Annotated in this window: 14 protein-coding genes; 8 read left to right on the top strand and 6 right to left on the bottom strand. The window is 21.1% G+C overall.

The window, feature by feature from the left end; genetic code table 11:
- Positions 1–11: 11 nt before the first annotated feature.
- Positions 12–782 carry a PD-(D/E)XK nuclease family protein gene (locus H0H56_RS03070; protein WP_238858493.1) on the top strand — a complete coding sequence of 257 codons (771 nt, stop codon included), beginning with the start codon at positions 12–14 and terminating at the stop codon, positions 780–782.
- Here H0H56_RS03070 and leuB read toward each other — a convergent pair.
- The 4 genes from leuB to H0H56_RS02755 are packed head-to-tail and all read right to left on the bottom strand — an operon-like array spanning position 769 to position 5,050.
- Positions 769–1,830 carry a 3-isopropylmalate dehydrogenase gene (leuB, locus tag H0H56_RS02740; protein WP_185873803.1) on the bottom strand — a complete coding sequence of 354 codons (1,062 nt, stop codon included), beginning with the start codon at positions 1,828–1,830 and terminating at the stop codon, positions 769–771. The two genes, H0H56_RS03070 and leuB, sit on opposite strands and share 14 nt — an antisense overlap.
- Positions 1,827–2,435, bottom strand: a complete 609-nt coding sequence (gene leuD / locus H0H56_RS02745) for a 3-isopropylmalate dehydratase small subunit (protein WP_185873804.1) — start codon at positions 2,433–2,435, stop codon at positions 1,827–1,829. The genes leuB and leuD overlap by 4 nt, the downstream gene beginning before the upstream one ends.
- Entirely contained in the window at positions 2,432–3,820 is a 1,389-nt protein-coding gene (gene leuC, locus H0H56_RS02750; protein WP_185873805.1) for a 3-isopropylmalate dehydratase large subunit, read from the bottom strand. The genes leuD and leuC overlap by 4 nt, the downstream gene beginning before the upstream one ends.
- Positions 3,821–3,832: 12 nt before the next feature.
- Positions 3,833–5,050, bottom strand: coding sequence for a 2-isopropylmalate synthase (locus H0H56_RS02755; RefSeq protein WP_185873806.1), 1,218 nt, complete (start codon positions 5,048–5,050; stop codon positions 3,833–3,835).
- Positions 5,051–5,190: 140 nt separating this feature from the next.
- On the opposite strand from H0H56_RS02755, the gene H0H56_RS02760 reads away from it, so the two are divergent.
- Both H0H56_RS02760 and tyrS read left to right on the top strand, forming a co-directional pair.
- Positions 5,191–6,750 carry a hypothetical protein gene (locus tag H0H56_RS02760; protein WP_185873807.1) on the top strand — a complete coding sequence of 520 codons (1,560 nt, stop codon included), beginning with the start codon at positions 5,191–5,193 and terminating at the stop codon, positions 6,748–6,750.
- Between the two features lie 71 nt (positions 6,751–6,821).
- Positions 6,822–8,099: a tyrosine--tRNA ligase gene (gene tyrS, locus H0H56_RS02765; RefSeq protein ID WP_185873808.1), complete on the top strand. Its 1,278-nt coding sequence runs from the start codon at positions 6,822–6,824 to the stop codon at positions 8,097–8,099.
- Here the strand turns inward: tyrS and era are convergent.
- Both era and H0H56_RS02775 read right to left on the bottom strand, forming a co-directional pair.
- Positions 8,096–8,995 (bottom strand): GTPase Era, encoded by a 900-nt coding sequence (era, locus tag H0H56_RS02770; protein ID WP_185873809.1) that lies wholly within the window; start codon positions 8,993–8,995, stop codon positions 8,096–8,098. The two genes, tyrS and era, sit on opposite strands and share 4 nt — an antisense overlap.
- A 6-nt stretch (positions 8,996–9,001) precedes the next feature.
- On the bottom strand, positions 9,002–11,620 hold the full coding sequence (locus tag H0H56_RS02775; protein ID WP_185873810.1) for an ATP-dependent Clp protease ATP-binding subunit: 2,619 nt from the start codon (positions 11,618–11,620) through the stop codon (positions 9,002–9,004).
- An 87-nt stretch (positions 11,621–11,707) separates the two neighbouring features.
- Here H0H56_RS02775 and prfB point away from each other — a divergent pair, with 87 nt between their 5' ends.
- From prfB to fabG, 5 genes are read left to right on the top strand one after another with little or no spacing between them, the layout of a single operon-like run.
- Complete coding sequence (gene prfB, locus H0H56_RS02780) at positions 11,708–12,799, top strand: peptide chain release factor 2 (protein ID WP_185873811.1); 1,092 nt, start codon at positions 11,708–11,710, stop codon at positions 12,797–12,799.
- Positions 12,800–12,814: 15 nt separating this feature from the next.
- The gene (locus tag H0H56_RS02785; protein WP_185873812.1) at positions 12,815–14,206 is read left to right on the top strand and encodes a type III PLP-dependent enzyme domain-containing protein; all 1,392 of its coding nucleotides are present in this window, start codon (positions 12,815–12,817) and stop codon (positions 14,204–14,206) included.
- A 12-nt stretch (positions 14,207–14,218) separates the two neighbouring features.
- Positions 14,219–15,094 carry an agmatinase gene (gene speB, locus H0H56_RS02790; protein ID WP_185873813.1) on the top strand — a complete coding sequence of 292 codons (876 nt, stop codon included), beginning with the start codon at positions 14,219–14,221 and terminating at the stop codon, positions 15,092–15,094.
- A complete protein-coding gene (cmk, locus tag H0H56_RS02795) occupies positions 15,091–15,807 on the top strand; it encodes a (d)CMP kinase (protein WP_185873814.1) in 717 nt (238 codons plus the stop codon). The genes speB and cmk overlap by 4 nt, the downstream gene beginning before the upstream one ends.
- Positions 15,791–16,525 carry a 3-oxoacyl-[acyl-carrier-protein] reductase gene (fabG, locus tag H0H56_RS02800; protein ID WP_185873815.1) on the top strand — a complete coding sequence of 245 codons (735 nt, stop codon included), beginning with the start codon at positions 15,791–15,793 and terminating at the stop codon, positions 16,523–16,525. Before cmk ends, fabG begins: the two co-directional genes overlap by 17 nt.
- Positions 16,526–16,538: the final 13 nt, after the last annotated feature.

The following is a 16,538-nucleotide window of genomic DNA, read 5'->3' on the forward strand; positions in this document are numbered from 1 at the left end:
ATTATAAAAAAATACTTAATATAAAAAATATTCAAAAAATTTCTATAAAACAAAAAATAGGAAATATAATACATCAAATATTAAAAATATTATATCATCCTATTAAAGGACAATTTATTACTATAAATTATATCAATTTAATGAAAAAAAATTATAAATCTATTATAGAAAAAATTCTTTCCAAAAAAGAAAATAATTTTCAAGAAAAAAATATATATATTTTTTCTATAATAAAAATTTATATTAATAATTTTATTTCTTTGGAGGAAAAACTAATTCATAAAGGTCATAAAATTTTTATTAAAGAATTAGAATATAAAATATCCACAATATTAAATATTGTTGATTCCCCTCATAATAAAACAGTTAATTTATATGGTATTATAGATCGTATAGATGAATACGATGGTAATACACGAATTATAGATTATAAAATAGGGATATATAAAATAAAAAAAATAAATATTACTTTAAATAAAATTGAAAAAATATTTCAAAATCCTATTTATGTAAATATTATGCAATTATTAATTTATATGTATTTATGGTTTAAATTTGAACATAAATATCAAAAAAAACCTCCTATTATTACTATTATTTCACCTAAAAAAAATATATATAATTCTATAGGAATTATTCCTATACATTTCCTTAAAAAAGAAAAAATTACATATAAAAATTATGTAAAATTTTTTTTACCATTTTTAATAAAAAAAATTTCTGAAATTTTAAATCCTAATATTCCAATTCTAGAAAATAAAAATAAAATTAATAATTTTTAATATAATTTGCTATATAATCACCTACTTCTTCAGTAGAAGAAGATTTATTTTTATATTCTAGAATATCTGGAGTACATATTTTTTTTTCAATAGAATTTTTTACAGCTTTTTCTATTAGTATTTTTTCTTTATACATTCCAAAATATTCTAACATCATAGATACTGATAATATTGATCCTATCGGATTAGCTATATTTTTACCAACTCCTTGAGGATAAGATCCATGAATAGGTTCAAATAAAGATTTTTTATTACCAATAGAAGCAGATGGAAGTAAACCTAAAGAACTTGTAAGAACACTAGATAAATCTGACAAAATATCTCCAAACATATTATCTGTTAAAATAATATCAAATTTTTTTGGATTTAAAATAATTTGCATTGCTGCATTATCTACATATAAAAAATCTACATGAATATCTGAATATAAAAAAGACATTTTATTAATTATTTCTCTCCATAATCTAGATGTTTCTAAAACATTAGCTTTATCTACTAAAGTTATTTTTTTTTTACGAAAACGTGCCGCTTGAAAAGCCATTCTTCCAATACGTTCAATTTCTTTTTTAGAATAAAAACAATAATCATAAGCCTCTTCTTTATTAAGAGAACGTCCTTTTTTTCCAAAATAAATACCACTTGTTAATTCACGATATATAATAAAATTAATTCCTTTTAATTTTTCTTTTTTAATTGGAGATTTATTTATTTGAGAATAAGTTACAATTGGACGAATATTACAAAACAAATCCATTTCCTTTCTCAATTTTAATAAACCATCTTCTGGTCTCATTCCAAATGGATAATTTTCATATTTTGGATCTCCTACAGCTCCAAATAAAACTGCATCAGCTATTAAACAATCATCAATTGTTTTAATTGGCATAGGAGTTCCAATCTTTTCTATAGCAATAGAGCCTGCTAATGCTTTTCTATATAAAAAATCATGATGAAATTTTTTACCAATAGCATTTAAAATTTTTATAGCTTGTTTTATTATTTCTGGTCCTATTCCATCTCCTTCTATAACTGTAATATTTTTTTTCATTTTTTTAAAAAATTAAAAAAAGACCTTTTTTTTTCAAAATTTTTTATTTCTTGTTTCATAGAAACCAAAAAAGTTAAATCATCATATCCATTAATAAAACAATTTTTTCTATAAGGATGAATATAAAATTTTTCATATTTTTTAGTTTCTACTATTAAAATAATTTGTTTTATTAAATTAATTATAATATTTGTGTGTGGACATGTTTTTACTTGATTAAATAATGTTTTCAAAAATATATCGGATACTTCTACAAGAAGTAATCCATTATTTAATGCATTTTCTTTAAAAATATCCGCAAAAAAACTAGATATAATTGCTTTAAATCCATAATCAATAATAGCCCAAACTGCATGTTCACGACTTGATCCACATCCAAAATTTCTACCTACTAAAAGTATTTGTCCAGAAAAAATAGAATTATTAAAAATACAATCTTTTTTTAAAGTCCCATCTTCATTATATCTCCAATCTCTAAAAAAATTTTTTACACATTTTTCACGTTTAGTTTCTTTCAAAAAACGAGATGGAATAATTTGATCCGTATCTATATCTTCTATAAATAAAGGAACAATTTTACTAGTTAAAATAGTAAACTTTTTCATAAAATATATTTATTAATATCTACAATCTTCCCTTCAAGAGCTATAATAGAAGCAGTTAATGGACTAACCAATATAGTTTTTACTCCTGTCCCTTGCCTACCTTCAAAATTTCTATTAGATGTAGAAACACAATATTCTCCTATAGGAATTTTATCATCATTCATTCCTAAACAAGCAGAACATCCTGGTTGACGAAATTCAAATCCAGCATTTAATAAAATTTTATCTAATCCTTCTTTTTTTGCTTGTTGAATTACTCTTTGTGATCCTGGAACTACCATTACTCGTACATTAGATGCTTTTTTTTTATTTTTTACTACCTTAGCAACTAATCTGATATCTTCTATTCTAGAATTTGTACAACTTCCTATGAAAATATAATTAATTTTTTTTCCTATTAAAGATTCTCCAATAGAAAAACCCATATAATTTAAAGATCTTTTTTGATCTTGATTATTATATAATTTTGGAATATAATCTGTAATTTTCATTCCCATTCCTGGAGTAGTTCCATAAGTAATCATAGGATCTATATCTTCACAATTAATAATATATTCTTTATCAAACAAAGCATCATGATCCGTTGTTAACATCGACCAATATTTTATATATTTTAAAATATTCTTCTTGATAAAAGAATTACCACATTTTTTAATATAATTAAAAGTTATTTCATCTGGAGAAATTAAACCTCCTTTTGCTCCCATTTCAATACTCATGTTACAAATAGTCATTCTTCCTTCCATACTCATTTTTTTAATAACTAAACCTGTATATTCTATAAAATATCCAATTCCTACATTGACTCCTAATTTTGAAATTATATATAAAATAACATCTTTTGGAGTAACTCTTTTATTTAATTTTCCATTTAATTGAATTTTCATTTGTTTAGGTTTAGATAACAATAAACATTGACTAGCCATTACCATAGTTACTTGACTAGATCCAATACCAAAAGCTATACATCCAAATGCCCCATGAGTAGAAGTATGACTATCTCCACAAACTATTGTCATTCCAGGTAATGTTAAACCTAATTCAGGTCCTATAATATGAACAATTCCATGATTTTTATTTCCTAATTGATATAAAGATTTTATTCTAAATTTTTTACAATTTTTTATTAATAAATTTATTTGTTTTTTAGATAAAGGATCTTTAATAGGTAAATGTTGATTAATAGTAGGAACATTATGATCAACTGTAGCTATAATTTGTTCTGGTCTAAAAACAGAAAAATTTCTTTTATCTAATTCTAAAAAAGCATGAGAACTAGTAACTTCATGTATATAATGTCGATCAATATATAAGACATAAATATCCTTTTCTATTTTTTTGACTACATGAGATTTCCAAATTTTATCAAATAATGTTTTTGACATATTAAATCACAATTAAAAAACATTAATTATTTTCCTATTTCTACTATGATTTAGTATTTTAATTTCTTTCTTATGAAGATTAGAATTTTTTAAAATTTTTTTCAATTCTTTATCTGTAATTTCTTTTTGTTGTTTATCCGCATATTTTAAAAATATAGAATAAATTAATTTTAAAGAAGTTTTATTTAAAAAATAACCTAATTTTTTATAACGATAATATAAAGCCGCTCTTCCACTTCTAGCAGTTAGAATAATTAAAGATTTTTCTATTCCTACATCTTTTGGATTAATATATTCATATGTTTCCTTTTTTTTAATTATTCCATCTTGATGTATTCCAGATGAATGAGAAAAAGCATTTACTCCAACTATAGCCTTATTAACTTGTACTTTTATTCCTGTACATTTAGATACTAAATGACTTGTAGGAGTTATAAGTTGAGTGTTTATATTTGTATATAAATTTAAATATTTATTTTGTTTAATAATCATTACTATTTCTTCTAATGAAGTATTCCCTGCTCTTTCTCCAATACCATTAATAGTACATTCAACTTGTTGAGCTCCATTTATAATTCCTTTTAATGAATTAGCTGTAGCTAATCCTAAATCATTATGACAATGAGTAGATAATACAATTTTATGAATACCTTTAACATTTTCTTTTAAAAAATGTATTTTTTCCCCATATTCTTCTGGTAAACAAGCACCGGTTGTATCTGGAATATTAATTACTGTCGCTCCATTTTTTATAACATTTTCACAAATTTTTGCTAAAAAATCATTTTTTGTACGTCCTGCATCTTCTGCATAAAACTCTACATCCTCTACAAATTTTTTTGCATATTTTACAGCTTCTATAGCGATAGACATAATTTTTTCTGGAGTACTATTAAATTTATAACGAATATGACAATCAGAGGTACCTATTCCAGTATGGATTCTAGATCTTTTTGCATATTTTAAAGAACTAGCAGCTATTTCTATATCTTTTTTAACAGCTCTAGATAAAGCACAAATTATTGGATTTTTTATTGACTTACAAATATCATGAACGGATTTATAATCTCCTGGACTAGAAGCAGGAAATCCAGCTTCAATAATATCTACTCCTAATACTTCTAATTGTTTAGCTATTTTTAATTTTTTTTTAGTATTTAATTGAGCACCTGGAACTTGTTCACCATCACGTAATGTAGTATCAAAAATTTGTATTCTTCTTTTTTCCATAATTTAGGATCATTTTCTATCAAAACTATTTTTTATAAAAAAAAAATAAAATTTAAAAAATTTAATACTTACAATATCTAACAATATTAATTATTTTATATTGTATTGTTAATCATATTAATAATAATCTTTTTATTACAATGTTAAATTATAATAATTTAGATAATCTTTTTTTATTAATTAAAACATTATCTAAATCTGAAAAAAGAAATTTTAAACTATATATCGGTCGTATAAAAAAAAATAAAGAAGCTAAATTTTTAAAACTTTTTAAAATAATAAGTAAAATAAATTTTTATAATAAAAAAAAAATATTAGAAAATACTCCTATAACTAAAAAACAATTATCTAATATAAAAGCACATTTATACAAACAAATTTTAATTTGTTTAAGATTACAACATAATAAAAAATATTATGATTTAAAAATCCGTGAATATTTAGATTTTGCTAAAATTTTATATAACAAAGGTTTATTTCTACAAAGTTTAAAATTTTTAAAAAAAGCAAAAATTATTGCTAAAAGATATGAATCATATACTATGCTTTTAGAATTAATAGAATTTGAAAAAATGATAGAATCTCAACATATAACAAGAAGTATATATTCAAGATCTAGAGAATTATCTATTGAATCAAAAGAATTAATTGAAAAGGTAAAATGTAACAATGCTTTATCTAATCTTTCTTTAGAATTATACGATTTATATTTAAAAGTAGGATATGTTAGAAATGAAAAAGATAAAATATTTATAGAAACATATTTTCGTACAAATATTCCAAAATTTAATACAAAAAAATTAAATTTTTATGAAAAATTATTTTTATATCAATCACAGGTTTGGTATCATTATATTAGACAAGATTTTATCATGTGTTATCAATATTCTTATAAATGGTTAGAATTATTTAATAATCATAAAACAGCTAAAAAAATAGTTCCTGTAAGTTATTTAAAAGGATATCATTATTTATTAAATGCTTTATTTTATTTAAACTATTATTCAAAATTTATTACAATTTTAAAAAAATTTGAAAAAGAAGTAAAAAATAATGAAATTATTTTTAATGGGAATACTCAAATATTAATTTTTATGTATAAATATACTAATCAAATTAATAAACATTATATGGAAGGAACTTTTTTAGAAGGAGTAAAAAAAATAATTCCTCCTTTATTAAAAGATTTTAATAAAATATCTAATCGTTTAGATACACATTATATTATGATTATTTATTATAAAATTGCTTGTTTATACTTTGGAAGTGGAGATTACAAAAATACTATACAATATTTATTAAAAATTATAGAAAATAAAAAAAAAAATATACGAAAAGATTTACAATGTTTTTCAAGATTATTATACTTAATCGCTTGTTATGATAGTGGATTAGATGAAAATATGTATCAAAAAATACAATCAACTTATAAATTTTTCATAAAAATGGAAGATTGGGATATAGTACAAAAAAAAATAATTTATTTTTTTAAAAATATAGGGAACATATATCCACATCAAATAAAAGGTCAATTTCAAAAATTGAAAGATAATTTAATTAAATATTATAATCATCCTTATGAAAAAAGAACTTTTTTATATTTAGATGTTATTTCTTGGTTATCTTCTAAAATAGAAAATAAATCTATAGAAAACATTATAAAAGAAAAATTTTTAAAAAATAAAAATAATATTGTTTAATAAAAACAAATAATGAAAAAAAATAAAAAAACATATATTATTAACATAATGTTATTTTTCAATTTATTTATATGAAAGATATTATTGAAGAACTCTCTTGGAGAGGATTAATACAAAATAAAGTTACTGGTATCGAAAAACAATTAAAAAAAAAAACAACAATATATATAGGTTTTGATCCTACATCTGATTCTTTACATGTAGGAAATTTAGTCCCGATTATTATTTTAATTCATTTTCAAAAAATGGGACATAAATCTTTAGGATTAATTGGAGAAGCTACAGGTTTTATAGGAGATCCATCTGATCAAAATGATAAAAGAATATTTTTAAAAAAAAATATCATAAAAAAAAATACAAAATCTATAACTCAACAATTATCTAATTTATTAAAATTTTATTCAAAAAAAATAGAATTACTAAATAATTTAAATTGGATAAAAAATATTTATTTTATAGATTTTATTCGAAAAATAGGAAAATTTATTACGATAAATTACATGATATCTAAAGATTCTGTAAAAAAACGTATTCAATATAAAAAAAATGGAATATCTTTTACTGAATTCTCTTATTCACTTATACAAGGATATGATTTTCTTTTTTTAAATAAAGAAAAAAATTGTCTTTTACAAATAGGAGGATCTGATCAATGGGGGAATATTACAACTGGAATAGAACTTATAAAAAAAATAACAGGAAAAAAAGTATATGGATTAACTTTTCCTTTAATTACAAAATCTAATGGTATTAAATTTGGAAAAAGTCAAAAAGACGAAAATATATGGTTAGATCCAAAAAAAACAACTCCATATCAATTTTATCAATTTTGGATAAATATTTCAGATACAGAAATTAAAAAATTTATTAAAATTTATACTTTTTTTCCTAAAAAAAAAATTGATTTCTTTATTTTAAAACATAAAAAAAATCCTGAAAAAAGATTTTTGCAAAAAAAAGTAGCCTATGAAATTACTAAATGGGTACATGGAAAAAAAATTTATGAAGAAGTAGTAAAAATTTCAAATATTTTATTTGATAAAAATAATCAATTTTCATTCTTCAATGAAGAAACATTATTTTATATATATAAAAATATACCCCATATGATTTTATCTCAAACAAAATTTAAAAAAGGAATTTTATTATTAGATATTTTAAAAAAAAGTCATTTTTTTAATTCTAAAAATGAAGCTAATCGTGCTTTAAATTTAAACTCTATTTTTATCAATAAAAAATTGATAAAAGAAAATATTTTATTGAAAAAAGAAAATATAATAGGGAAAAAATATATTTTATTTCAATTTGGAAAAAAAAAATTTTTTATTATAAAAATTGAATCAATTTAATATCCAAAATTTTTTAATTTTTGATAATTTGATCTCCAATTTTTACATATTTTTACCTGAATTTTTAAAAATATTTTTTTTTTAAAAAAGTTTTCTATTTTTTTTATAGAATAATTTTTTAATTTATTTAGAGATTTTCCTTTATATCCAATTAAAATACCTTTTTGAGAATCACGCTCTACATATATAAACGAAAATATATAAATAAAAATATTATATTTTTTAAATTGTTCTGTAACAACTTCTGAAGAATATGGTATTTCTTTTTGATATAATAAAAATATTGTTTCTCTAATTATTTCATTTACAAAAAAACGTTCAGATCTATCACTTATCCATTCTTTAGGAAAATAAGGTGGATGTTCATTTAAATAATTTAAAATTTTATTAATTAATAATTCTTGATTAATTTTTTTTAATGCAGATATAGGTAATATTTCTATATTAGGAAATAACGTATCCCAATAATAAATTGTTTTATATAATAAATTTTCCTTATATTTAATTCCTATTTGATCTATTTTATTAATTAAAATAATAATAGGAATATTTTTTTTTTTATAAATATTATTTAATAAATAAAAATATTCTTTAACGAAATTAAATTTTCCTATTTCTGTTATAAATAAAATAATATCTGCATCTTCTAAAGATTTTTTTATATAAAGCATCATTATTTTTTGTATAAAAAAAACTTTTTTTATAATCATTCCTGGAGTATCAGAAAAAATAATTTGAAAATTTTTTTTATTTAAAATACCTAATACTCTATGACGAGTCGTTTGTGGTTTATGTGTAATAATAGAAATATTTTTTCCTACTAAAGAATTTATTAATGTAGATTTTCCAACATTAGGAAATCCTATAATATTAACAAATCCAGATTTATAAATCATATCATTTTAAATAATATTCATTAATTCTTTTTTTCTAAATACGACCCCTTGTTCTTTAAAAAAATCTATTATAATTTTATGTTTATTATGGATGTTTCCTTTTAGAATTTCTTTAGAAAGATTATTTAAAATATCATGTTGAATAACCCTTTTTAAGGGTCTTGCTCCAAAGATAGGATCATATCCTCTTTCAGATAAATAAGTTACTAATTCATTAGTAACTTCTATTCGTATATTTTTTTTTTCTAAAAATTTTTCTAATTTTTTTATTTGTAATTTTACAATATTTTTAATTTCTTTTCTAGTAAGAGGTTTAAATAAAATAATTTCGTCTATACGATTAATGAATTCTGGTCTAACAATATTTTTTAATAAATCTATTAAAGTTTTTTTTGTCGTTTCCATTCTATTAAAAGAAAATATATTGTGATCTAAATTTTCATGAATCATATCTGATCCTATATTAGAGGTCATAATAATAATAGTATTAGTAAAATTTACAACACGACCCTTATTATCTGTTAATCTTCCATCATCTAAAACTTGTAATAAAATATTAAATATATCTAAATGAGCTTTTTCTATTTCATCTAATAATATAACACTATAAGGACGACGACGTATAGATTCTGTTAATTGTCCACTTTCATCATATCCAATATATCCAGGAGGTGCTCCAATTAATCGACTAATAGAATGACGTTCTTGATACTCACTCATATCTATACGAACCATATTATTTTCGTTATCAAATAAATATTCAGCTAAAGTTTTAGCTAATTCTGTTTTTCCTACTCCTGTACTACCCATAAAAAGAAAAGATCCTATTGGTTTTTTTTCATCTTGTAGTCCAGCTCTAGAACGTCTTATTGCGTTAGATATAGATTGAATAGCTTCATCTTGACCTATAACTCTTTCATGTAATTTTTTTTCTAAAAATAATAGTTTTTCTTTTTCACTTTTTAACATTTTTGTAATTGGAATACCAGTCCATTTGGATACTATTTGTGCTATTTCTTCTTTAGAAACTTCTTCTTGTATCATTCTTTTTCCTTTAGTTTCTTTTTTTTTTAATTTTATTTCAAATAATTTAACTTTATTTTCTTCTTCTTTAATTTTTCCATATCTTAATTCAGCAACTTTTCCATAAAATCCTAATCTTTCTGCTTTTTCTGCTTCTAATTTAAAATTTTCTATTTTATTCTTAGATTTTTGTATTCCATCTACTAAATCTTTTTCACTTTGCCATTGTAATTCTAATTTTATTTTTTGTTCATTAAATTTTTCTAATTTTTTTTTTAGAAAAATTAATTGTTTTTCATCATTTTCTCTTTTTATTGCTTCTATTTGAATTTCTATTTGCATAATTTTTCGATGAAGTACATCTAATTCTTCTGGTTTAGAATTAATTTCCATTCTTAATTTTGAAGCAGCTTCATCAATAAGATCAATAGCTTTATCTGGAAGATATCGTTCATTAATATATCTTTTAGATAATTCTACTGCAGCTATAATAGATTCATCTTTAATCCTTACTTTATGATAATTTTCATATTTATCTTTAATTCCACGTAATATAGATATAGAATTATTTATAGAAGGTTCATTAATATATACTTGTTGAAATCTTCTTTCTAAGGCTTTATCAAGCCTAAAATATTTTTGATATTCATTTAATGTAGTAGCACCTATAGCTCTTAATTCTCCTCTTGCTAATGCAGGTTTTAAAATATTAGCTGCATCCATAGATCCTTCACCAGATCCTGCACTTACTAAAGTATGTATTTCATCAATAAATAAAATAATTTCTCCATCAGAAGAAATAACTTCTTTAATAACGTATTTTAAACGTTCTTCAAATTCTCCTTTATATTTAGCCCCTGCAATAATAGATGCCATATCTAAAGAAAAAACTTTTTTATTTTTTAAATTATCAGGAATGTCTCCATTAATAATCCGATGAGATATCCCTTCAGCAATTGCTGTTTTTCCGACTCCTGGTTCTCCAATTAAAATAGGATTATTTTTAGTTCTTCTAGATAAAATTTGTAAAACTCTTCGTATTTCTTCATCACGTCCAATAACAGGATCTAATTTTCCTTTGTTTGCCCATTTATTTAAATTTTTTGCATATTTTTCTAAAATATTAAAATTATTTTCTGAATTTTTATAAATTGTATGTCCATTTTTTTTTCTAAATATTTCAATAATTTGTTTCAATTTTTTTTCAGTAATACCTTGATCTTTTAATAATTGAGATGTTTTATCAACACTCATAAAAATAGCATAAAAAATATGTTCAATAGAAATAAATTTATCTTTAAATATTTTAGCATATATTTCCGCTTTATTTAACATTTTTATCACATTATTACTTAAATGCAGTATAATTTTTCCACTAATAATTTTAGGATATGTAGCTATAATTTTTTCTAATTCCATTAAAATTAATCTATTATTTAAATTCAGTTTTTTTAAAAAAAAAGAAATTAAATTATCTTCTAATTCTAAGAAAGATTTTAATATATGTGCATTTTCAATAGATTGTTGATCATATTTTATAGCAATACGTTGTGCTTCCTGTATAATTTCTTGAGATTTAATAGTAAATTTATTATAATTCATATATAATAATTCAATTTATCAATGATAAAATTTTTGTATTTTTTATATTTTTTTTATTAGATAACTTTTATTTTACATTAAATATATATGATAAAAAAAGAAGAAATAAAGTTTCTTTCAGAAAAAATTAATAAAATTTATAATACTCTTAATATAAAAAAAATAAAAATATATATTGAAGATGAACAAAAAAAATTTTTGACTCCTAATTTTTGGAAAAATTCTTTAAAATATAAAAAATCTTTTAAACGGTTACATATTATGAAAACATGTATAAAAGATTTTTTTAAATTAAAAAATTCTTTAGAAGAATTAGAAATTATATATTCTTTATCTAAAGAAGAAAACCTTGAAAAAGAATTTCAAATACAATTATCTAAAACTCATCAATTATTATTAAAATTAGAATTAAAAAATCTCCTTTCAGAAAAAGAAGATATGTTAAATGCTATATTACAAATATCTGCTGGAGCAGGTGGAACTGAAAGTTGTGATTGGTCTTCTATGTTAATGAGAATGTATATTATGTGGAGTGAAAAAAATAAATATACTATTAAACATATTAATTTTATTCCTGGAGATATTACAGGAATTAAATCTATTACTTTAGAAATTAATGGATTATATGCTTTTGGATATTTAAAAGGTGAAAATGGAGTTCATCGATTAATTAGAATTTCTCCTTTTGACACTAATTCTAAACGTCATACTTCTTTTTCTTCTGTTTCTGTATATCCTTTAATAGATGAGAATATCAATATAAAATTAAAATTATCTGATATTAAATGGGATACTTTTAGATCTAGTGGAGCAGGTGGACAAAATGTAAATAAAGTAGAAACAGGAGTAAGATTATATCACATTCCTACAGGTATTATTATTGAGAATACAGAAACACGTTCTCAAATAAAAAATAGACAAAAAGCTTTACAAATTTTAAAATCAAAATTATTTCAAATAGAAATGATTAAAAAAAATGAAAAAAAAAATAAAATTAAATCTAAAAAAAAAAAAATTGAATGGGGATCTCAAATAAGAAATTATATTATGCATCCTTATAAATTAGTAAAAGATTTACGTACAGGTTATGAAACTACAAATATTAATTCTGTTATGAATGGAAATATAGATATATTTTTAAAAAAATTTTTAATTTATAATAATAAAAAAATTATATAACTAATTTTAATTTAAATGAAAATTAAATATTATGATCTTATCCATCAAACTTTTGATTTTCCATCCGAAGAATTTACTATTAAAAATAATTTTTTAGAATTTCATGGAATTTCTTTAATAGATCTTATTAAAAAATATGGAACTCCTTTAAAATTTACTTATTTACCAAAAATTTCTCAAAATATACAAAAAGCTAAAAAATGGTTTAAAAAAGCCATTCATTATCATAAATATAATAATAAATATACTTATTGTTATTGTACAAAAAGTTCTCATTTTTCCTTTGTATTAGAGGAAGCTTTAAAAAATAATATTAGTATTGAAACTTCATATGCTTATGATATAGAAATTGTTAAAAATCTTTATCAAAAAGGTAAAACAAATAAAAATATTGAAGTTATTTGTAATGGATTTAAAACTCATAATTATATAGAAAATATATCAAATTTAATTAATTCTGGTTTTTATAATACTATTCCTATATTAGATAATATTGATGAATTAGAAAAATTAAATTTTTTTATTCATTCTCCTTTTAAATTAGGAATTCGTATTGCTTCTGAAGAAGAACCAAAATTTGAATTTTATACTTCACGTTTAGGAATAGGTTATAAAGATATCATTGTTTTTTATTTAAATAAAATAAAAAATAATCCTAAAATAGAATTAAAAATGTTACATTTCTTTATTAATACTGGAATTAAAGATACAGCATACTATTGGAATGAACTTTTTAAATGTTTACATATTTACGCTAAATTAAAAAAAATTTCTCCAGAATTAGATATTTTGAATATAGGAGGAGGTTTTCCTATTAAAACATCTATGTCATTTCAATATAATTATGAATATATGACTAATGAAATTATTTATCAAATAAAAAATTTTTGCAAAAAAGAAAATATTTCAGAACCACATATATATACGGAATTTGGAACTTATACAGTAGGAGAAAGTGGTGGAATAATCTATAAAATACTTAGTCAAAAAAAACAAAATGATAGAGAAAAATGGAATATGATAGATAGTTCTTTTATGACTACATTACCTGATACCTGGGCTATAAGTAGAAGATTTATTATGATGGCAATTAATCGTTGGAATGATTCTTATGAAAGAGTATTTTTAGGAGGACTTACTTGTGATAGTGATGATTATTATAATTCAGAACAACATATTAATGCTATTTATCTTCCTTATTTTCATAAAAAAATTCCCCTTTATATTGGTTTTTTTAATACAGGAGCCTATCAAGATACTATTAGTGGATATGGAGGCGTTCATCATTGCTTAATCCCACAACCTATTCATATTCTTATTAATCAAAATAAAGAAAAAAAATTTTTTTATAAAATTTTTCGTAATTCTCAAAATCCTGAAGAAATATTAAAAATATTAGGATATTAAAAAATATTTTTTATGAAAAAAAAAACATTTGCAAATATTCCTAAAAAATATGCAACAATGAAAAAATCTCAAATAGTCCTTATTCCAGTTCCTTATGATTATACATCTACATGGAAAAAAGGATCTAAAAAAGGACCTAATTCCTTTTTATATGCATCAAAATATATGGAATTATATGATATTGAAACCAATTCAGAAGTTTATAAAAGAGGTATTTTTATTGTTCCCCCTATTATCAATTCTTCATTTATTTCTTCAAAAAAAATGATAAAAAAAGTGTATAATATTACTAAAAAATATCTGTTACTAAAAAAATTTGTTACTCTTATTGGAGGTGAACATTCCATATCTATAGGTAGTATTCGTGCCTTTGGAGAAAAATATAAAAATATGAGTATTCTTCATTTAGATGCTCATGCAGATTTACGATCAATATATAATGGAAATATTTATAATCACGCATGTTCTATGCATGAAGCTTCTAAAAAATATCCTATTATACACATAGGAATTCGTAGTATGGATATATTAGAAATGAAATATATAAAAAAAGAAAATATATTTTATGGTCATGAAATTTTTATCAATGATTTATGGATGGATAAAGCAATTACAAGACTTTCTAAAAATGTATTTTTAAGTATAGATATCGATGTTTTTGATCCAAGTATAACTCCTTCAACAGGAACTCCAGAACCAGGAGGAATGTTATGGTATCAAACTTTAAAATTTTTAAAAATGGTTTTTGAAAAAAAAAAAGTTATAGGATTTGATATTGTTGAACTTTTACCTAATAAAAAAGAATCTTCTACAGATTTTTTAGTAGTTAAACTTTATTATAAATTATTATCATATAAATATGAATTAATGACTTATAAAAAAACATGAATAAAAAAATGATTATAGCTATAGATGGATATTCATCTTCTGGAAAAAGTACTTTAGCTAAAAATCTATCTAACAAATTAAAATATGATTATATAGATACAGGTGCTATGTATAGATGTATAGCTTTATTAGGTATTAGAAAAAACATTTTTAATAGCGATTTATGGAATATAACAAATTTTATTCCTTTAATAAAAAATATTAAATTTCAATTTAAATATAATAAAAAATATAATAAGACAGATATTATTTTCAATAATGAAAATGTAAAATCTAAAATACGTTCAATAAAAATAGAAAATAAAGTTAGTTTAATTGCTAGAATACCAGAAATTCGTAATGAATTAACTATCATACAAAAAAATTTTGAAAATAAAAAAGGAATTGTAATGGATGGAAGAGATATTGGTTCTATAATTTTTCCTCAATCAGAATTAAAAATTTTTATGAAAGGATCTATAGAAGTTCGTGCTTATAGAAGATATCAAAATTTTAAAAAAATAGGACAAAATATTTCTTTTGAAAGAATAAAAAAAAATCTTTTATTGAGAGATATGATAGATATTTCTCGTAAAAATTCTCCTTTAAAAAAATCTATTAATTCTATAGAAATAGATAATACTTTTCTAAGTAGAGAAGAACAATTAAATTTTATATTAAAAATTATAAATAATTATCATAAAAAAAAATATGGATATGAAACTATTACATAATAAAATAGCAATAGTTACAGGTGGATCAGGTGATATTGGAGAATATATTGTAAAAACATTTGTAAAACATGGAGCATATGTTATATTTACTTTTTGTAAATCAAAACAAAAAGCAAATAAATTAACTTTTGAATTAAAAAATTATGTAGAATCTTACGAAATTAATTTGAATAATTTTAATGATTCCAAAAATTTTATTCAAAAAATTATTAAAAAATTTGGAAATATCGATATATTAGTTAATAATGCAGGAATTATAAAAGATAATTTTTTATTAAGAATGTCTGAAAAAACTTGGGATAAAGTTATTAAAACTAATATTTATTCTATTTTTAATATCACTAAATATGTTATAGCCCCCATGATTAAACAAAAAAAAGGAAGCATTATTAATATGAGTTCTGTAATAGGAATAACAGGAAATTCTGGACAATCTAATTATGCAGCATCTAAAGCTGGAATTATTGGATTTACTAAATCTATAGCTAAAGAATTAGGAAAAAAAAATATTCGTTGTAATGTCATCGCTCCTGGTTATATATCTACAAAAATGAATGATCATTTTTCATTAAAAATAAAAGAAAATTGGATTAAAAATATTCCATTAAAAAGAGCAGGATCTCCTCAAGATATAGCTAATTGTAGCTTATTTTTAGCTTCTGATTTATCTAATTATATTACTGGATCTGTATTAAATGTTAATGGTGGTTTGATTTAATAGGATTAGATAT

The sequence above is a fragment of the Blattabacterium cuenoti genome, assembly GCF_014252455.1.
Lineage (GTDB): Bacteria > Bacteroidota > Bacteroidia > Flavobacteriales > Blattabacteriaceae > Blattabacterium > Blattabacterium cuenoti_R.